The 18,378-nt window shown below is 56.4% G+C and carries 24 protein-coding genes; 21 read left to right on the plus strand and 3 right to left on the minus strand.

Translation table 11 applies throughout. The annotated features are described in order from the left end of the window. The first annotated feature begins 19 nt into the window (after nt 1-19). From JN414_RS08205 to JN414_RS08280, 16 genes are all read left to right on the plus strand, one after another. Nucleotides 20-364 carry a hypothetical protein gene (locus tag JN414_RS08205; protein ID WP_202207461.1) on the plus strand — a complete coding sequence of 115 codons (345 nt, stop codon included), beginning with the start codon at nt 20-22 and terminating at the stop codon, nt 362-364. A 2-nt stretch (nt 365-366) separates the two neighbouring features. Beyond that, nucleotides 367-804: a hypothetical protein gene (locus JN414_RS08210; RefSeq protein WP_202207462.1), complete on the plus strand. Its 438-nt coding sequence runs from the start codon at nt 367-369 to the stop codon at nt 802-804. Between the two features lie 2 nt (nt 805-806). Further along, complete coding sequence (locus JN414_RS08215) at nt 807-2,036, plus strand: PBSX family phage terminase large subunit (RefSeq protein WP_202207463.1); 1,230 nt, start codon at nt 807-809, stop codon at nt 2,034-2,036. Beyond that, nucleotides 2,036-3,655, plus strand: coding sequence for a DUF1073 domain-containing protein (locus tag JN414_RS08220; RefSeq protein WP_202207464.1), 1,620 nt, complete (start codon nt 2,036-2,038; stop codon nt 3,653-3,655). Before JN414_RS08215 ends, JN414_RS08220 begins: the two co-directional genes overlap by 1 nt. Next, a complete protein-coding gene (locus tag JN414_RS08225; protein ID WP_202207465.1) occupies nt 3,652-4,464 on the plus strand; it encodes a phage minor head protein in 813 nt (270 codons plus the stop codon). The genes JN414_RS08220 and JN414_RS08225 overlap by 4 nt, the downstream gene beginning before the upstream one ends. Before the next feature lie 163 nt (nt 4,465-4,627). Next, nucleotides 4,628-5,803, plus strand: a complete 1,176-nt coding sequence (locus tag JN414_RS08230) for a DUF2213 domain-containing protein (protein ID WP_202207466.1) — start codon at nt 4,628-4,630, stop codon at nt 5,801-5,803. Nucleotides 5,804-5,815: 12 nt separating this feature from the next. Then, on the plus strand, nt 5,816-6,331 hold the full coding sequence (locus tag JN414_RS08235; RefSeq protein ID WP_202207467.1) for a hypothetical protein: 516 nt from the start codon (nt 5,816-5,818) through the stop codon (nt 6,329-6,331). Next, nucleotides 6,331-7,374, plus strand: coding sequence for a hypothetical protein (locus JN414_RS08240; RefSeq protein WP_202207468.1), 1,044 nt, complete (start codon nt 6,331-6,333; stop codon nt 7,372-7,374). Before JN414_RS08235 ends, JN414_RS08240 begins: the two co-directional genes overlap by 1 nt. 2 nt (nt 7,375-7,376) lie before the next feature. Then, on the plus strand, nt 7,377-7,820 hold the full coding sequence (locus tag JN414_RS08245) for a hypothetical protein (protein ID WP_202207469.1): 444 nt from the start codon (nt 7,377-7,379) through the stop codon (nt 7,818-7,820). Continuing rightward, nucleotides 7,820-8,266 carry a DUF4054 domain-containing protein gene (locus tag JN414_RS08250; protein ID WP_202207470.1) on the plus strand — a complete coding sequence of 149 codons (447 nt, stop codon included), beginning with the start codon at nt 7,820-7,822 and terminating at the stop codon, nt 8,264-8,266. The genes JN414_RS08245 and JN414_RS08250 overlap by 1 nt, the downstream gene beginning before the upstream one ends. Next, nucleotides 8,266-8,850, plus strand: a complete 585-nt coding sequence (locus tag JN414_RS08255; protein ID WP_202207471.1) for a hypothetical protein — start codon at nt 8,266-8,268, stop codon at nt 8,848-8,850. Before JN414_RS08250 ends, JN414_RS08255 begins: the two co-directional genes overlap by 1 nt. After that, nucleotides 8,843-9,214: a hypothetical protein gene (locus tag JN414_RS08260; RefSeq protein ID WP_202207472.1), complete on the plus strand. Its 372-nt coding sequence runs from the start codon at nt 8,843-8,845 to the stop codon at nt 9,212-9,214. Before JN414_RS08255 ends, JN414_RS08260 begins: the two co-directional genes overlap by 8 nt. After that, on the plus strand, nt 9,181-9,744 hold the full coding sequence (locus JN414_RS08265; protein ID WP_202207473.1) for an LIC_12616 family protein: 564 nt from the start codon (nt 9,181-9,183) through the stop codon (nt 9,742-9,744). Before JN414_RS08260 ends, JN414_RS08265 begins: the two co-directional genes overlap by 34 nt. Nucleotides 9,745-9,750: 6 nt before the next feature. Beyond that, nucleotides 9,751-10,899 carry a DUF3383 family protein gene (locus tag JN414_RS08270; protein ID WP_202207474.1) on the plus strand — a complete coding sequence of 383 codons (1,149 nt, stop codon included), beginning with the start codon at nt 9,751-9,753 and terminating at the stop codon, nt 10,897-10,899. Beyond that, nucleotides 10,899-11,333: a phage tail fiber protein gene (locus tag JN414_RS08275; protein ID WP_202207475.1), complete on the plus strand. Its 435-nt coding sequence runs from the start codon at nt 10,899-10,901 to the stop codon at nt 11,331-11,333. Before JN414_RS08270 ends, JN414_RS08275 begins: the two co-directional genes overlap by 1 nt. Continuing rightward, complete coding sequence (locus JN414_RS08280) at nt 11,333-11,800, plus strand: phage tail assembly chaperone (protein WP_202207476.1); 468 nt, start codon at nt 11,333-11,335, stop codon at nt 11,798-11,800. The genes JN414_RS08275 and JN414_RS08280 overlap by 1 nt, the downstream gene beginning before the upstream one ends. Nucleotides 11,801-11,920: 120 nt before the next feature. On the opposite strand, the gene JN414_RS08285 is transcribed toward JN414_RS08280, so the two are convergent. The 3 genes from JN414_RS08285 to JN414_RS08295 form a co-directional block, all read right to left on the minus strand. Then, a complete protein-coding gene (locus JN414_RS08285) occupies nt 11,921-12,352 on the minus strand; it encodes a DUF6232 family protein (protein WP_202207477.1) in 432 nt (143 codons plus the stop codon). 75 nt (nt 12,353-12,427) lie between these two features. After that, complete coding sequence (locus JN414_RS08290; RefSeq protein ID WP_202207478.1) at nt 12,428-12,841, minus strand: hypothetical protein; 414 nt, start codon at nt 12,839-12,841, stop codon at nt 12,428-12,430. 133 nt (nt 12,842-12,974) lie between these two features. Next, nucleotides 12,975-13,463 (minus strand): Ltp family lipoprotein, encoded by a 489-nt coding sequence (locus tag JN414_RS08295; protein ID WP_202207479.1) that lies wholly within the window; start codon nt 13,461-13,463, stop codon nt 12,975-12,977. A gap of 384 nt (nt 13,464-13,847) precedes the next feature. Here JN414_RS08295 and JN414_RS08300 point away from each other — a divergent pair, with 384 nt between their 5' ends. The 5 genes from JN414_RS08300 to JN414_RS08320 are packed head-to-tail and all read left to right on the plus strand — an operon-like array spanning nt 13,848 to nt 18,376. Beyond that, complete coding sequence (locus tag JN414_RS08300) at nt 13,848-15,701, plus strand: hypothetical protein (RefSeq protein ID WP_202207480.1); 1,854 nt, start codon at nt 13,848-13,850, stop codon at nt 15,699-15,701. After that, on the plus strand, nt 15,701-16,423 hold the full coding sequence (locus JN414_RS08305) for a phage baseplate protein (RefSeq protein WP_202207481.1): 723 nt from the start codon (nt 15,701-15,703) through the stop codon (nt 16,421-16,423). The genes JN414_RS08300 and JN414_RS08305 overlap by 1 nt, the downstream gene beginning before the upstream one ends. Beyond that, nucleotides 16,420-16,719, plus strand: a complete 300-nt coding sequence (locus JN414_RS08310) for a phage baseplate plug protein (RefSeq protein WP_202207482.1) — start codon at nt 16,420-16,422, stop codon at nt 16,717-16,719. The genes JN414_RS08305 and JN414_RS08310 overlap by 4 nt, the downstream gene beginning before the upstream one ends. Then, complete coding sequence (locus tag JN414_RS08315; protein ID WP_202207483.1) at nt 16,716-17,747, plus strand: baseplate hub protein; 1,032 nt, start codon at nt 16,716-16,718, stop codon at nt 17,745-17,747. The genes JN414_RS08310 and JN414_RS08315 overlap by 4 nt, the downstream gene beginning before the upstream one ends. Next, a complete protein-coding gene (locus tag JN414_RS08320) occupies nt 17,744-18,376 on the plus strand; it encodes a Gp138 family membrane-puncturing spike protein (RefSeq protein ID WP_202207484.1) in 633 nt (210 codons plus the stop codon). The genes JN414_RS08315 and JN414_RS08320 overlap by 4 nt, the downstream gene beginning before the upstream one ends. Nucleotides 18,377-18,378 lie beyond the last annotated feature (2 nt).

The raw sequence follows: 18,378 nt of genomic DNA on the forward strand, positions 1-18,378 counted from the left end.
TTCCCGGACAATCAAACGCATGTCGCTGCCATCCGTCAAAATTGGCGACGTGGTGCGCTGGCGTGGTTCTGTCCATGTGATTGCGTATTTACAATCAGGAAGCGCTGTTCTCTGTCCAGTCTTGCCGACGAGAACTGTCCGGCATCGTGCCGATATCCTGATCGAGTTCCCAGACACACTCTATCTCGGCGTGACAGATGGCGCTCTGATCCGGTGCAAGCCGTTCGTATTTCGCGATGCTTTCAAGTTGACGGTTGATGGAGCGCTTTCCGACAAGCTAATCCATCGCGTTCATCATGCGATTGATCGAGAAATAGATGCGCGGAGAGTTGAGGCAGGCTTGCCTGAGTATCGAGTGAGGTAGTTATGGTGAGGAAGAAGGTCGACGCACCAGCTCCGGAACCCTCTCGAATTGATATCGCCAGCGCATGGGACGGCGTACTTGTTCTTCTGGAAGAAGGATTGACGCTTCGGGAAATCTGCCAGCGTAGCGACATGCCCACATGGGAAGGATTACGGAAATTTATCCGTAAAGACCCCGGCCGAGTTGCACAGTACGCACACGCGCGTACCGCGGGCGCGGAGGCGTTAGAGGATGAGCTTCTCCACGCCGCCCGCTCTGCGGGTCCTGAGGATGCCGCGGCCCGAAGGTTGCAAGTTGATGCGCTCAAATGGGTGATGAGTAAGCGAGCCCCCAAGGTATACGGTGACAAGATCACGCAGGAACACACCGGCGCTGACGGTGGTCCATTGGAGTTCACAGAAATTCGAAGGGTGGTCGTAGACGTACCCAAGAAGGATTGAGCATGACGAAGGCGCTGGAAATACCCACAGCGCGCGTCTTCCTTCCCCTCCTAAAGCCGAACCGGTACAAAGGCGCATATGGTGGCCGAGGATCGGGCAAATCGCACTTCTTTGGCGGCCTGACCGTTGAAGAGCACTTGGCCATTCCGGGTCATCGCACAGTCTGTATTCGCGAAATCCAGAAATCGATTGCGCGTTCGTCCAAACAGTTGATCGTGGACAAGATCAACCAGTTTAACCTGAACCGGCATTTCGATGTTCAGGATCAGGTCATTAAGACACCGGGGGATGGCCTGATCGTCTTCCAGGGCCTGCAAAACCATACAGCGGATAGCATAAAATCGTTGGAGGGCTTCGACCGCGCGTGGATCGAAGAGGCGCAGTCGATCAGCTCATATTCATGGCGGATGCTGCGGCCGACACTTCGTAAGCCGGGTTCAGAAATATGGGCATCGTGGAACCCGGCATCGTCTGACGATCCGATTGACGAGTTTTTTCGTGGCGAAGGCTCTGACCGCGCCGATCTGACGGCTGTTCGGGCCAACTGGTCTGATAACCCGTGGTTCGACGACGGCACGCTGCCAACTGAGCGTGAGGAAGATCAGAGGGCGCGGCCAGACGAATATGACCATGTCTGGGAAGGTGATTACGTCACCATCTCGGATGCGGTGATCTTCCGTAAGCGCGTCACGGTAGATGATTTCGAGACGCCAGAGGACGCCCGGTTTTTCTATGGATTGGACTGGGGTTTCTCTCAGGATCCGACGGCGGTCGTTCGGTGCTTCATCCGCGATGAAGTGCTGTATGTAGATTATGAGGCTGGCGGAACAGGTATCCATCTGGATGAACTGCCCGCCGTTCTGGATGAGATCCCCGGAACGCGGCGCTGGCCCATCAAGGCTGACTGCGCCTCCCCTCAGAACATCAGTTTCATGGCGACCCGCTACCGCTACAACATGACACCCGCCAAGAAGTGGCCGGGGAGTGTGGAAGACGGGATCGACCGCCTGAAGGCGTTCAAGCGCATTGTTGTGCACCGCCGTTGTCCGCGCATCGCTGAAGAGTTCCGCAAGTACGCATTCAAGGTTGATCCAAAGACTGAAGAGGTCCTTCCGGTCATTGTGGACGCCTGGAACCACTGGATTGACGCATTACGATATGCCCTAGACGGCATCATTCAGAACCGCCGCTCCATGCCCTCCTTCGCAGGGTACAAATCAAGGACACGTTGATGAAACACTGGTTCAGCCGCAACCGGGAGCGCAAGCCGTTGCCCGAGCGGCGCGAGCCTGTGCTTCCACGTAATGAACGGCGTCTCAACCTACGATCGTTCCGCCGAGATGGTGGAGAGACAATGCCTACTGACCCGCGTGACGCGTTCGACGCTTACAAGCCGCCGAAGGGTGTTTGTGGTGAAGCTCCTGCCGCTTTGGCTATGGACGGTGACGATCTGGCCCTGGTCGGTGACATGACGGGATGGGCGGCTACCGCCTCCCCGATCATGCGCGATTACTTCGAGGATGGTCTGGCCTTCCTCGGCTATCCACAGCTTGCGCAGATGGCACAGCGGGCAGAGTTCCGCAAGCCTTGCGAGGTCATTGCCCGGGAAGCAACTCGCGAATGGGTCGAGATCCGTTCGGATAAGCAGGGTGGCGATGAGAAGGACAACGAGCAAGCCGCTGATCGCATCAAAGAAATTGAGCGCGAATTTGAGCGCCTGAACGTTCGTCGCGTGATCCGAACGCACGTCCTGCATGGCCTGCTGTATGGCCTTGGGCATGTGTGGATCGGAATTAAGGGCGCACCCATCACGACGGAAGGGCAGTCCAAGCCGCTCGTTATCGGTGAGAACGGCATGAGCAAGGGCTCTCTAGAGCGCCTCGCCAATATCGAGCCAATCTGGACCACGCCCAACAGCTACAACGCGAACAACCCGCTGGCGAAGAACTTCTACAGGCCGGACAATTGGTGGGTTCTTGGCACGATGGTGGATAGCTCCCGCCTGCTGACCACGATCCCCTACCCTGTTTCACAGATCCTGGCGCCTGCGTTCAACTTCGGCGGCCAGTCTCTTACGCAGCTTCTACGCGCCTACGTCCACAACTACCTGGCCACGCGCAACAGTACAGCCAAGATTGTTCGCAATTTCTCCAAGTTGGTCCTGAAGACGGACATGACGGGGAATATGCAGACGGATATCGGCCCGGGCATGGACGTTCAGCCGCTGCTCTACGGCGATGTGGATATGGCCTCCGTGCAGGGTCGCGCTGCGTACATGCAGGATGTGGCCGAGGGCCAAGACACAATCGTGGTGGATAAGGAGCGTGAAGACGCCTCCATTATCGCCACACCGCTGTCCGGCCTCGATAGCTTGCAGGCGCAGGCAATGGAGGCAATGGCCAGCATCCCCGGCATCCCGCTGGTGAAGCTGTTCGGCATCCAGCCGCAGGGATTGAACGCATCCTCAGAGGGAGAAATCCGCGTCTTTTACGACGAGATTTCCGCCTTTCAGGAAGCCCACATCCGACCCACGCTTCAGACCATCTTTGAAGCGATCCAGATCCACCTATGGGGTAAGATTGACGAGGACCTGTCCTTCCGCTTCGTGCCGCTCTGGCAGATGGATGAGAAGCAGCTGGCCGAGATCGAGAAGATCAAGGCTGATCTAGGAGCTGTGAACATTACGGCCGGGGTGACCTCCCCCGAGGAAGAGCGAGAACGCCTGTCCACGGATGAGCGCAGCATTTACCGCGGGGTTAATCTCACCGGGCCGCCGCCTGAGCCGCCCGAACCTGAGCAAATGCCCGACATGGAAAGCCTGCTGAAGCGGGGCGAGGAAGAGGAAGATTGACCCAGCTCCGCTGCACATCGGTAACCGGGAAGGCCCTCAAGCCAACCCGCGTCAGTGCTGCGCTCGAAGCGGCCTACTACCGTGATCTAATGCGCCTCATCCGGGAGATGGACGACAGCCTGACTTACTGGCTTCAAGCCAACTACCGGAAGCACGAAAGCGCTATCGCGCAGGATAGCGTCTCGGATGAACTGCAGAAGGTCATGAACAAGCTGACGGCTCGCTGGCGGATGCAGTTCAATGAGGTCGCGCGATACCTAGCCAAGAAGCAGTCCAAACGCTGGCAGCAGCACGCGGACACGTCCTTGATGGATAAGCTCAAGCAAGCTGGTTTTGCCGTGAAATTCCGACCTTCAAAGGCTGTAGCGGACACTCTGGACAGCGTTATTAATCAGAACACAACGCTCATCAAAAGTATCGCTGACCACCACTTGAACGAAGTGGCGGACATGGTGCAACGGTCAGTTATGGCAGGACGTGATCTGGCAACACTGACAGCTGAACTGAAGGAGCGCTATGGCATCACTCAGCGCCGTGCCGCTTTCATCGCGCGAGACCAGAACAACAAAGCCACGTCGTTCATCACGCGGACACGTCAGATCGAAATGGGACTGACTGAGGCGATCTGGTGCCACTCAAGCGCGGGAAAGCATCCACGGCCTATGCATGTGAAAGCGGGGCGCGAAAGGCTTCGCTACGATATCCGTAAGGGCGCTGATGTGGACGGCAACGGCAAGTTGATTTTTCCCGGTGAGGAACCGAACTGCCGATGCACGTCTCAGGTGATTATTCCGGGGTTTGACTCTTAACCAAGTCTTGGCAGTCGTCGATCTGTCTTTGAAGCGCATTCATCGGCCCCGCATAAGGAGATTTCGGGTCTGATTCGTTTATTCTCTTCGCAAGATCGCGAACAGCATCAGCAAGAAGAAGCAACAACTTCCGTTCATTTGCAGTCACAACGGCTCTCCTAAAATGACAGACACAATCATGGCCCTAGACCGATCGGTGCGACGCATCGACGCGGATGGGCATCTGCACGTTGAGCGTTGCGTGCTCAGCGCGGCTGTAGTCTCACCCTATTACGGGCGAGAGATCAACGGGGCCGAGCGTCTGGGGCTGGAGCCGGACACCATCTACTGGATGTATCGGGACGCCGATGCCTTGCGGGAAGCCGCATCGAGCATCAACGGCAAGCCACTGATCGAGATCCACCAGCCGGTCAGTGCAGACGATCACCCGCGTGAAATCACGGTCGGTTCGGTCAACAACGCGACATTCCAGGCGCCTGACCTGATTGGCGAACTCGCCATTTGGGATGGTGATGCCATCAAACGAATTCAGGACGGTTCCAAGCGGTGCGTGTCAGCTGGATACGCCTACGAGACCGTCCCTGAGACCGGTGAGATCAACGGACAGCCCTACACGCTGAAGATGGTCAATATCCGTTTCAACCACCTTGCCCTGGTGGAAGAGCCACGCGTGAAGACCGCCATCATTGGCGACAGCGCACCACCCAACATCACGAAGGAAACGAGCATGGCTGCCCACAAGCCCATGTCCACAGCGGGCCGCATCGCGGCGGCCATCCGTTCCGGTCGCCTTGCCATGGATGCGTCTGAAGAAGACGTCAAGAAGTGCATGGACGAGGACGAGACTGAGGAAGAGAAGAAGGCCCGCGAAGAGAAAGAACGCGCAGCCGCCGATGAAGAGGCGAAGAAGAAAGAGGACGAAGAGCGTAAGGCTGCTGACGAAGAAGCCAAGCGTGAGGCGGACGAGCAGAAGGCCAAAGACGAGGAAGAGCGGGAAAAGGACGACGATAAGAAGGCGCAAGACGCCGCCGTCGATGCCAAGATCAAGCTCGCGCTCGACAATCAGCGCCGCGAACTGCGGGCAGCACAGGACGCTCGTGAAGCCGTTCGTCCTCTCGTCGGCGACGTCATCGGCATGGACAGCGCTGGCGACATCTATCGCTACGCCCTGAAGCAGACCGGTCACGATGCGACTGGCGTTCATGACAGCGCTCTTCCCGCTCTCGTCAGTATGGCTATCGATGCCAAGCGCCCCGCCCGGCCCGTTCGCCTCGCCGCAGATAGCGCAGCGGACAGTGATTCCCCTCTGGCGGGCGCTTCAGCTCGCCGCAAAGCGTAAGGAGCGGCCCCGATGGGTTTCCCTACCAAGATCAATTACAACTGGGCAAAGGGTTTTCCAGGCGGCATCGCCTCCGCGAACCCGCGCCGCTCCGCCATTCCCGGACCGATGGGCTTTATTGCTGGCGCGGCTGGCGTCACGGTCGGCGTATTCGGCTGGGTTCAGGCTGACGGCGTAACCGTTCTGAACAAGCCAATCGCCTCTGAAGCCCCGACCGGCTTCGTACTGCGCGACCAGACGGGTCTTATCACGGCCTATCTCGGCGAAAGCACGATGCTGCTCCCGAGCGGCTTCAATGTGCAGCTTATGACGGGCGGCGATTACTTTGCTGTTTCAGCCGCGACTGCTGCAACGCCAGGACAGGCCGTCTACGCCTCCACGACGGATGGCACGCTTCAGACGGGCGCAGCTGGTACGGCTCCTGAAGGCACAGTCGCAACGGGCTGGATCGTCACACAAGGCGGCGCTGCCGGTTCCACCATCATCATTTCCGGTGCGGTTGCGCCGATTGCAGGGAGCAACGAATAATGGCTTCGTTTCGTAACGATGCAACGCGCCTGGCGCAGGATTGGGGCATCAATCTCCCTGGCGTGACGCATTACGTGGGCGAAAAGGGCAACGCATACGACGCGGCCCCCGTATTCGGTGCCACCACGGCACCAAATAGCGGCATTCCGGCCGTCATCAATACGATGGTCGATCCGCAGCTGATCCGTCAGCTCATTACGCCGACCAAGTCTGAAGAGATCTACGGCTCCCAGAAGAAGGGTGACCGCGCGATCAAGACGGTTATGTTCCCGGTCATTGAGGCTTCCGGCTATGCCGTGGCCTACGGTGACTATGAGCAGGCTGGCGACAGCTCAGCTAACGCGAACTGGGTCAATCGCCAGTCCTTCACGTTCCAGACCTGGGCCAAGTATGGCGATCTGGAAGCCGAGATGATGGGCATGGGCAACATCGACTGGGTTGCCGAACAGCGGACTGCTGGCGCTTCTGTGCTCGAAAAGCAGCAGAACCAGCAGTATCTGTTTGGTGTCACTGGCCTTGAGAACTACGGTGCCCTGAACGATCCTGCTCTACCTGCCGCCATTACGGCGTCGGTGAAGACCGGCACGGCCACGTCTTGGAGCAGCACGAGTGATCCGAACCTGATTTATCCAGACTTCGTGACCCTGTTCGCGGCTCTCAATAAGTCCATGATGGGCAACATAAACAATCAGACCCGTCTCAAGGTCGTTGCCCCCTCTGAGCTGTCTCAGGTTATGACCTACACCAATCAGTTCGGGATCACGCTTGAGGAAATGCTGAAAAAGGCATGGCCGAATATGGTGATCGAGTTTCTGCCAGAAGCCGGGGTTACCATGTCGGGCGGATACACCAGCGCTAACATCATGCAGATGTTTGCTCCGGAAATTGACGGCGTCGAGACTGTTACTACGGCGTTCACAGAGCGCCTGACTATGGGGCGCCTAGAGCAGTATTCCACCAATGCACGTCAGAAAATGATGCGCGGCGGGTGGGGCACGATCTGGAAGCGTCCGATGGCTGTTGCCCAGATGGTGGGGATCTAAAGATGGCTGATACCGTCACCGTACTTTGCCGTATGCCGCATGGCTTGCGCTTGCGTATCTCCCATGAGGGAGATGCCGAACGTCGGGCTCAGCTTAGCGCGGACAAGCGCCCTGACCTGAGCCCGGTCGGCTACGTCAAGGAAATCGAGATCAAGGGTGCAAACCGCGCTCCTGATTATCACCCGAAGGACAACGTTCTGCTCGGCCGCGTCGGCCGTACGACGGTGGACAAGGCGTTCTGGGACGCCTGGCTTAAGCAGAACGCAGACAGCGACCTTGTGAAGAACAAGTGCGTGTTTGCAGAGCAGACGGATGCGCGCGCGAATGCCAGAGCGGACGAGTTCAAGGCTGAAAAGACGGGGTTCGAACCACTCGATCCGGAAGAACTGAAGCGCAAGGGCCTCGCCGCTGCTGAAGAAGCTGCTCGGGCACGGGCTTACGCCTGATGAGCGAAACGACCACGACGCAACCGGGCGTGGCTACGTTCGATTATGCGACGTGGTCACAGCTCTACCCTGGGCTTGGCGCCAGTACGAACGAAGCGCAAGCAACGGAATACTTCGCTCAGGCCGGGGACTTCCTTAACAACACCCCTCGCAGCCCCGTGCAGGATCTTGTCAGGCGCACACGTCTGCTCAACCTGCTCACGGCTCACATCGCGCAGCTTAACCTGCCGGTGGATGCTGGCGGGAATGGCGCGGGAACAGTGGGGCGCTTAGCAAGCGCGGCAGAAGGATCGACGTCAGTGTCTTTCGACATGGGTGCGCAATCCGGATCGTCCGCCTGGTTTATGCAGACCCAGTACGGCGCAATGTTCTGGCAGGCCACAGCCTACCTGCGACAGATGCGCTTTGTGCCGGGTCGGTCCCCTCGCCCGAGGATATGGCCCTGATGGCAAAGTCTGTTCTTAAAGGCTCAGCACGCGTTCAGGCGCAGTTGAACCGGATTGGTCGGGAATTGCAGGGCGGCTGGATGAAGCGGCTACTCAGTCGGGTTCTTCGTCGTACTCAGGCTCTTCCGCACGCGAATATTGGCTTTCTGGAGGGGGCTGTCTACCCAGACGGAACCCCTCTCGCGACTGTCGCCTACTACAACGAGTTTGGCACTGATCGTATCCCAGCTCGCCCCTTTATGCGGCAGGCCATCGCCAAAAATCAGGATCAGTGGCCGAAGCTGTTGGCAGCCTCTCTGAAAGCCACTCGAGGCGATCTTGAAAAAGCGCTGGATATGACTGCTGAACGGATTGTAGGCCAGATCCAGGCCAGCATTGAAAAAGGCACATACGAGCCTGATTCTCCCGTCACTAATTTGCTGAAAGATAGATTCCCTAAACGGGAACAGAGCGGCATGACGCCTGCCGATGTTTGGCAGGCCATGCGGGACGTAAGGAATGGGGCAACAGCACCCGCTGCTAAGCCGCTAGATTGGACGGGTGATCTTTATCAAAATGTGAATAAAGAGGTGGTCAGTGATTAACGTCTTTGCCATCGCGAACGCAGCCACAAACGTCGTTAATCCGCCAATCTCTGCCGTTCTAAAGGTCTCAGATGGCGAGACGGAAAACGACGATTTCAGCGTTGCGCCTAGCACCATCGAAGTCGCTGTCACGATCAAAGTGCAAGCTCTCAGTGCTTCTGACCTACGGCAGCTTCAGAACATCAATCAGTCATCCGACATGCGCGCCGTGTACATCAAGGGCGGCATTAAAGGCCTGAACCGCCCGTTGAAGACTGGGGGCGATCTCCTGAATTTCTACGGGTCGGACTGGCTCGTCACGCAGGTTCTGGAAGAATGGGGAGACGGCCAATGGTCCAAACTTGCGGTGACGCGCCAAATTTAGCGTCTTCGGCCATCACCTACGAGCCAACTGACAGCGCCCTTTACAAAGCACTTGGGAATTACCTCAAGACCGTTCTGCCAGATCCATTCCGCATACGTCAGGGACAGCAGAACCGGACAGCCTCACCGACTGGCCCGTATTGCGTGATGCAGCTCATCACCACACGCCTCTTGGCAACGAATGGTTGGACTTACACAGACACGGCCCGCGTGGTTACGGAAATGCGTGAAGTGACTGTGCAGGTGAGCGCATTCGGCTCCGGGGCTGGCGATGCGCTCAAGCAGGTCTGTGGCCTCTGGCGCGATTTCTACACGACAGACTGGTTGCGGGCGAACGCGCCGATCCTGTCCCCCCTCACCGCCGCGGAGCCTAGACAACTCGCGTTCGTCAACGGCGAGCGTCAGTACGAAGATGCCTGGTCGGTCGATCTGAAAATGCAGGTCAACTACCAGCGCACCATACCGCAGCAATTCGCCTCCGAGCTTCATGTGAAGACTTACGAGGCTGATCTTCCAACAACGCAGGAGTAACCGGCAGTGGCTGGCATCCCTATTTCCCAAGTGGTGAGCGTCACCCCCAGCGCACTGACTGCGGCTGGTGGCGTGGCATTCATCAACGGGCTGATCATCACCGAGAATACCACGGCCGTCCCTGCTGGTACCGTCGTAGAGTACACCTCCGCTGCCGCTGTCTCGACTGCGTTCGGTGCGACATCCACCGAAGCCCAGATGGCGGCTGTGTATTTCAGTGGCTACACTGGCGCTTCTCAGAGCCCGAGCAAGCTCTACTTTGCTGGCTATACTGTTGATACCGCCTTCGCTGCGTATCTCACGGTCCTCATCGGCACGACGCAGGACTTCGCAGGCTTCACAACGGCCTTCGAGCCAGCATTGGCAGACAAACAAGCCATTGCAACGTGGGTTGGCACGCAGGAAGACCGGTTCTGGTACGTCGCCTGGGATACGGATACCCAAGCCACGACACAGGGATCTACCGAGGCCTTCGGCGTCTGGCTGGCGGGGCAGACAATCGACGGCACGACAGCGGTTTACAAAGACCCGCTTGTGGCGGCGGGTTGCCTCGGTTGGATGGCGTCTTTGAATTATGACGCCACCAATGGGCGCTGGAACCTTTTCGGATGCCAGTTCTCCGGGCCATCTGCCACTGTCACTGACGGTACAACTGCAAGCATCCTGACAGCCAACGGCTATTCCTTTTACGGACAGCACGCCAACGGCCTTGGACGCTTTACCTTCCTGCGCGGCGGCGCTGTCTCCGGCCAGTTCAAGTGGGCAGACAGCTACATCAATCAGATCTGGCTGAATGCATCGTTCCAGTCCGATCTTGTGACGTTGCTTCTGAGTGCTGGCGATATCCCCTACAACACGCAGGGGGACGCGCTGGTCTCGGCCTCGGTGCAGGACACGATTAATCAAGCGCTTGCCTTTGGTGTGATCCGTGCGGGCGTCACTCTGACAAAGGCGCAGGCTCAGGAGATCAATAACGCGGCAGGTCTCTCAACCATTTCCGACACCCTGCAAACGCGCGGTTGGTATTTCCAGCCGAATGTCTCCACGGCTCCCGCCACAACCCGCGTTGCTCGTGAGTCTCCCGCCTGTAAGTTCTGGTACACCGACGGCCAGAGCGTCCAGAGCATCAATCTTGCTTCCATCGAGGTGCAGTAATGTCCGGTATCATCACTTCGGCGGATGCCATTTTTTCGCTGACCCTCTTGGCCTTGTGGGATAAACCCCTCATCCTTGATAACTGGGGATCAGATCGAGCATGGGAACAGGAAGCGCTGGAGATGGCAGAATTCCGCATGTCGATCGATGGAAAGCTCAACAAGGGTTATGTCCCGCGTGCGGTTGTACAGTCCCTCACCCTCTCCGCTGGCTCTGCCTCGATCCCCTATTTTGAGGCGATCATCACGGGGCAGCAGCAGAGCATGAGCATCTACACGCTCGGGGCTGAACTCACGCTAAAGTCTACCGGTCGGAAGTACACATTCACGAATGGCGGCCTGAGCAGCGGCACCGTTGCGCCGAATGGCGGCGGCACACTTGAGGACCGCACTTTCTCGCTGACATGGGAGCGGGTCTTCCCGGCAGGTATCTGATGAAGAGCATCGAATGGATCCCAACCTCCGGTGAGGATGAGGGCAAGAAGTTCGTTATCACGCGGATGTCTGCTTTCGCTGCTGACAAGTGGGCGCGTCATACCGTGAAGGCTCTCATCAAGTCTGGGGCAAAAATTCCGGATACCGCTATGGAGGCCGGCATCTTGGGGCTTTCAGGCGTTGCCATGCAGATGTTTGGCTTCATGGATGACGATGATTGCGATAAGGCGTTCCAGGCGATGCTGGATTGCGTGAAGATCAGCCGTCTTGCCCCTGATGGGAGGACGTATTTGCCTCCCGTACAGTTGTTTGAGAATGATATCTCAGATCCGCAGACCTTGGTGGATCTTCGCAGCGAGGCGTTCAAGCTGCACGTGGGTTTCTTCAAGGCCGCCGCGTCCCAGATTTCCCCTCTCGCGGCGGCCCTGATCCCACCAGCAAGCCCCGAAAACTCGCCCGCTTCGTAAATGTCTCAAGCGTTATGGGAACCGTCATGGGCTCCGGGCAGGCCACCCTGCACGAACTCCAGACGGTCTATGACAGCGAGGACATGCTACTGATGTGGGAAGCGGCAATGGTTTGGCGGTTTAATGGGTGAGTGGGGTGTCTTGAGCCACGTATATGCCGATTAGGCCGCTCTCTACTCCGTTCTTCATTGCAGCCAATTCACCATATTCCCGGCTCCAGAGCGTGTAGCCATGTCCACTAGACGATTTAATGGTGAAGTAAAATTTTGGCTTCAGCGCGAAGTACAGGGCAGTACCTGCAATTACTGCCGCGACAAGTATTCCAAGGAGAATATTGTCAGTTGTATGGAATTGCCCGTTATCATACGCGGAAAGAGCTGCGCCTATTGCTCCAAGTGCAGACGCAATGAAAATGATCCAATATATCGTGGTAGGCTGCTGCGTTACATTCATGAAGGCTATTTGGCGAAGCGGGAGGACCATTTCGCCAATTTTCACTGTCGTCTCACTGACTGACAAGCTGGCCGATTTGTAAAAGAGTTTCTGCTTCATAACGACTCCGAGTAATGTTCTGAAACATGCCGGAGTTTGGGATGGGGGGAAATGGTTTAGTCTTTCTTCTCCACTTCAAGCCCCTCCGCACTCGTGCTCCGAATCAGGAAGCGTCCATGATTTCATCGTGCGAAGGTCGGTTGTCGTGTAGACCTTGCCTCGGTCATCGCCTTTCGGGCAGTCGGTCGGAAGCGCCACCAGACACATCATTACTTGATCGCCGGAATGAGCGCTGTCTACTTCAGGAAGCTGATCGTAGGAGACCTGATAACCGCCGTTGGTCAGGGCAACAGCGGAGCCGGATCCTGCAACCCATTGGTTATTGCCATCTGATAGGCGCTCTTCGACGGACTTGATGTGAGTAAAGACGCAGGTTCCGGGGCGCTTGGGAAGCCCTGGCTCGCTTGGAGTAGCTGTTGTCTGCGCCACTGCGGCATCGCTCACCAACAGTGCTGTTACTAGTCCTGTAAAAAGCAGCCAACGGTGCATCGCTCTTACTCCTTGTGGGCTTCGTTTTTTATGGCTCCGAGGCCAAGTTGGATCGGGTGACGGATAGCTTCTGGGTGATAGACGCGGGTTTTACCGCCCTGTTATAATGGCCATTCCATTACGGGGCAGCCATTCACGTTGGTCCACAAGCTCCAGCCTTATGGGCACCGTAAGTTGCCTGGGATAATGTATATTTTTCCCCAGCTGATGAGGACAATTGGTGGATTAGGCCCTTACAGGAGAATCCTGACATTTCAAGGTACTGTTTAGCCGATCGGGCTGCATTTTCATTCCAGTCTACAGTCAGGCTGTCCACCGCAACGGTAGCATCGGCTACTGAGTAACCCTCTCCTGCGTCAGATGATAGCTGATGGATAAGTCCAGCGCGTGAAAAGCCCGTCATTTCCAAGTAATTTGTTGCGGATCTTACTGCATTGTTTTGTGCAGAAGTTAGGTTGGCTTGCCCCGAAATGGGAAATTTTTCGCCTTCAATGTCTGAGCGCGGCTGTGCCGAGCTATAATTACTAAAATTTCTTGTTGGAGAAATGAATTGTCCGATCACGCCAAGGCAAAATAGAGAAAAAAACACACATGATGTGTATTTGAATATTTTTTTTATCATAAGAAATCCCGAATCATGAGTGAATAATATCCATCATTAAGTTGCCTAAATATCCCTAGAATTGAAAATTAAAACTTGAATTTAGTATGTGGTATCTGCGTTGAATTGCCCATACTTGACATCCTGTACGTCAATACAAACGGTGTTACTCCTCCTCCAATATCTTTGGATCTGGCATTAGGGAATATTCTCCCCGGTAGAGCGGATTCGGGTCAATGGAAAGAAGAGGCTACTTGTCTTGCTTAGGTGGACGAATATCCGTCGTTAAAGCGTTGTATTGCTAAAGCAATCCGCGCTTCCCGAGCGCTTAAACGCAGCCTTGTCGCTGCCTGACTGCGAAGCCGCCCCACACCGGACGGCTTTTTTATTGCCTGAAGGCCCATCATGCCAACTCTGCTAGACAGCCTCGTCATTCAGCTTAATCTTGACGGCAAGAACGTTGCAAAGGGCGCGCAACAGGCCGGGAAAAGCCTTAAAACGCTTGAAGGTCAAGCTGGCCACACGGCGGGAACGCTATCTGAGGCCGGCAAGACTGCGGCTGATGGGTTCTCGCGGGCACGCACTGAGGCGTTGGCGTTACTTGCTGTCTTTACGGGCGGCCGATCCCTCAAGGCGTTTACGTCCGAGATCACGCGGACCAACGCGGAATTGGGCTACACGGCGCAGCGCCTGAATATGGATCCGGGTAATCTGTACCGGATGCAGAGAGCGGTTGAGGCTGTTGGCGGCTCGGCGTCTGAAGTCGGCTCTTCTTTCCAGTCTATGCAACAGGCGCTTACGGACCCTGCGCATGCTGCTCAGCTTCAGAACACTATGGGGCAGCTTGGACTACGGGCAAACGATTACGTAGATGCGCACGGGAATATCCAACAGGACATACTGAAGCGCCTGAACCGATCTACTCAAGGGATGAACCAGGCCGCCAAGAATAGCCTTCTCCAGTCGCTTGGAATGGGCCCCGGTGAGATTAACGAAATTAATCTGACCACACGTGCTTTCGACAAGCTTCAGGCACAACTGAAGGATACAGCCCCTACTCCCCAGCAAATCCGTGACAGCCAGCAGCTTTTGTCTGACTGGACGGCGATGACTGCCGAAACTGAGAAGCTGGGCCGCTCGATCCTTGGCTACTTGATGCCAGGGATCGATAAGGCGGTTACTAGCTTCACAGCGTGGGAGAAGGCTAACGAACCGCTTGCAAAAGAGATCGGCGAGACCGCGCTTGCAGTTGGTGGCCTGATTACGATTTTGGGCGGGTTGGCAACCGCAAAAGGCTTGCTGATGCTCTTCAAAATCCCTGGGGCCCTGAAGAACGCGTCCGCACTCAAAGATGCAATGTTCGCTTGTGATTGTGAGGGCGGACCTGGCGCAAGCGGCGCGAAGAAGGGCGAGAATGCCGCACTGACCGCCAGCGAAAAAACTGCAAAAGAGACAGCCGAGGCTGGCGCGCGAAAGGGCGCGAGTAAGGCTTTGCCAGAAATGGGCACATATCTTGCTAAAGGTGCAGATGCGAGCGGCCTTATCTTTCGAAAATGGGCACTGAGGCAGGGGCTGCGGGCGATTCCAATCGCAGGAGAATTATACGATCTGTACGGCGGGGCTCTAAACAAAGGTGAAAGCGCTGCTGTCGACCGACTGCGCGCTCGTGGGGCTTTCGGCAATAACCCGTTCGGGAAGTATTCCGCTGCTGTGGCCGGCATCGAAAGCGGCGGTCGGTACGACATAATGGGCGGCGCTGGTGGCAAGTACGCCGGCAAGTATCAGATGAGCCGTGATGCGATTAACGATGCAGCCAAGCGCCTGCATGAGGATGCACCTTCAACAGATCAATTCCTAAAAGATCCCGGGATGCAGGAGCGCTATTTTCGCGCCTACACGGATATGAATCGCGCCTATCTATCTTCCCATGATGCTACGTTCAGTAAGCTTTCTGAGAATAAGCAACTTGCTATCCTTGGATATGCCCACAACCAAGGCGCGGGCGGCGCGCTCAAATGGCTGCATGGCGGGGCCGTTGGGCATGATGCCTTTGGAACCGCCGGAACTAGATACTCGGACGCCATTTCTGCCGCCCTTATGGGGCCCGACCAGCAAGTGGCACAGAACAAAACAGAGATCCATGTAGGGGATATCCACGTCACGGCCCACGGCAATGCTAATGGCCAGCAGATCGCTCGGGACGTGCACACTGAGCTGAAGCGCATTCTTCCTCACACAGCAGCAACGGGACTGGCCTGATGGCTTTTGAGAACGTAACCATGCCGTCCATCTGGGATATTCCGGTGGCCGTAGGCGTCCCTGCCCTGCTCGGACAGTCTATCGGCGCGGGAGTGGACGCTTCGGCTTCTACTGCTCTGGCGGGTGTCGTTCAAAGTTGGACGATCAATCAGGCCGCAAAGAAATGGGGCATCTTCAACTCGTCCAATAAGAACGTGCTGTCAGCAGCCCACGTGCATGGCATCGAGTACGAAAGCAGTTATGCGGTTTCAGATGCGCCGTTAGAAGACGGAGGCTTCACATCCTACAACAAGGTAAAGGCGCCCTATAACGCACGCGTTACGCTAGTCTGCGATGGGTCGGAGACTGGATCAAGCGGCCTTTTTTCTTCTTTAACAAGCTTGATTTCCGGTCTTACTGGGAGCTCAGGAACGGCCGTTCGGCAGGATTTTCTCAATACACTTGAAAGCGTAGTTGCAGACACGAACCTCTATCATGTCGTCACACCTGAGCGGACATATATTAACGCCAATATTGTTGGTTATCGCTGGCGGCGAACGAGTGAAAATGGCCTGACCATGCTGGTGGCGGAAGTGGCGCTTCAAGAAGTCCGTAAGACAGCAGTATCTACCTTCACTAACACTGCTCAACCTCAGGGGGCTGCGGCGGTCCAAGGGGGAACGGTCCAAGGCACCACACCATCGACTGCGGTCCAGACTGCGGTAGCCGGAGTGATGGCATGACCCAAATAGAAATACCGCTTTCCGCGGCGGCATCCCAGACGATCAAAGTGATTTTAAATCAGCAATCAGTTCGGTTGGATGTGTATCAGAGATCAACCGGGCTGTTCATGAATGTCTGGCTGAACGGAATCCAGGTGGTCGCCGGTGCTATCTGCCAAAACCTCAACCCCGTCGTGCATGCTGATTACCTTGGTCTTGGGGGGGACTTTATATTCGTGGACACGCAAGGCTCGGATGACCCCACTTATGATGGGTTAGGAAGCCGTTACGTCCTGGTTTGGGCAACAATATCATGAGCTCGACAACGACTTCCTACGCGCCGAAGCTCCAAACGAGCTTTACGAAGAAGCGTATCGACGTGACCTTTCATATTCCGAGCGGTTCTATTGCCCCCGGGAGTGATGCTGATACCGTCAAGCTGACCGGGCATCGTGTGCGCGCGACGGTCACGATGGCCGGGTTTATTGCCGGGTCACAGCTTTCGCTACGCATCGAAGGCATGACGCTTGCAATGATGAACCGGCTTTCCGTCGTTCAGGCCATGATCAATGTTCAGAACCAGATCTCTATTCGCGGCTCAACGGCAAGCGTTACTGTTCAAGCAGGCGATGACACCTTCGGTCTCAGCACAATTTTCCGGGGCACAATTGCTGAAGCGTTCGTGGACTTTTCGGGCGCTCCCAATGTCGCTTTCCAGGCGCTCGCGTGGGACAATCAGGCCGCAAAACTCTCCCCAACTGCGCCGGCATCGTACGCCGGGACGGTCCCTGCGGCGACGATCTTCTCTGACCTTGCCAGTCGCGCACCTTCTGCATGGCCAGCTAACGACCCGACACGACCCTCTGGCGTATTTAACAATCACAGCGTGACCGAAACCGTGACGAATTTCTACGGGTGCGGCACCGTCATGTCGCAGATTGATCACCTCGCCCGCACCATTGGCGCGGCTTATGCGTGGGACGTCGATGGCGCACTAAACGTCTGGTCTAAAAAGGACGGTACAGACACCAACCGCATCTCAACGAAGATCAACAAAGGAACCGGCCTGATTGGATACCCAGCTTACAATCAGAATGGCGTAGTGTTCACCTGCCTGTTCAACCCTACCTTGCGATATAGGGTTCCGATCCGGCTGGAGAGCGAATACCTGCCTCAAGGGTGGGTAGACAATGAGATGGGACAGTCCATTCCCAAGCTTCCAGCAACAGGCGTTTGGTCGCCTTACACCATCACCCATGATATCGCATCCGAGACCCCGGGAGGCCCCTGGTTCTCATATGTTGCGGCCGTTACTGGCGTTGTTCCGCAGGCAAGCACAGCATGACAAATCCAAGCTTTTCCAATTTCTCAGCACAAGGCTCTGATACTGGCGCTTTGGAAACGCTTATTCGAAAGAACTTGTCGGATTTGGGAACCAACACCCTCGTGCAGGTCAAAGCGGTCCACCCAGGCGACGGTATCGTTGGCAAAGTGGATGTACACCCGATGGTCCACCAGCAAACAAGCGATGGTGCTTCGGTGCCGCACGGGACAATTTACGGCGTTCCTTACCTGCGCATACAGGGCGGCGCATGCGCGATTATCGTTGATCCAGTAGTCGGCGATATCGGATACGCAATCATCTCAGGGCGCGATCAGTCTAACGCGGTCGAGAGCCGAGCGCCCTCTTCTCCAGGTTCCTTTCGGCAGCACTCCATGGCGGATTGTGTTTATGTGGGCGGATTTCTTGGCGCGGCGCCGACCCACTATGTGCAGGTTACAACTGACGGCATCCGCCTCGTGACGACTGGTAAAGTGACGATTGAGGCATCCGAAGTGGATATAAAATGCCCAGTGAATGTGAGTGGCCCGATTACTGCTACTGGCGACATAACCGGCAATGGCATTTCGTTGGACAATCATATGCACGGCGGCGTGCAGTCGGGCTCAGGCACCACGGGCAAGCCCCAATAACG

Origin of the sequence: Gluconobacter sp. Gdi, from assembly GCF_014132155.1 — a bacterium.
Classification (GTDB): Bacteria; Pseudomonadota; Alphaproteobacteria; order Acetobacterales; family Acetobacteraceae; genus Gluconobacter.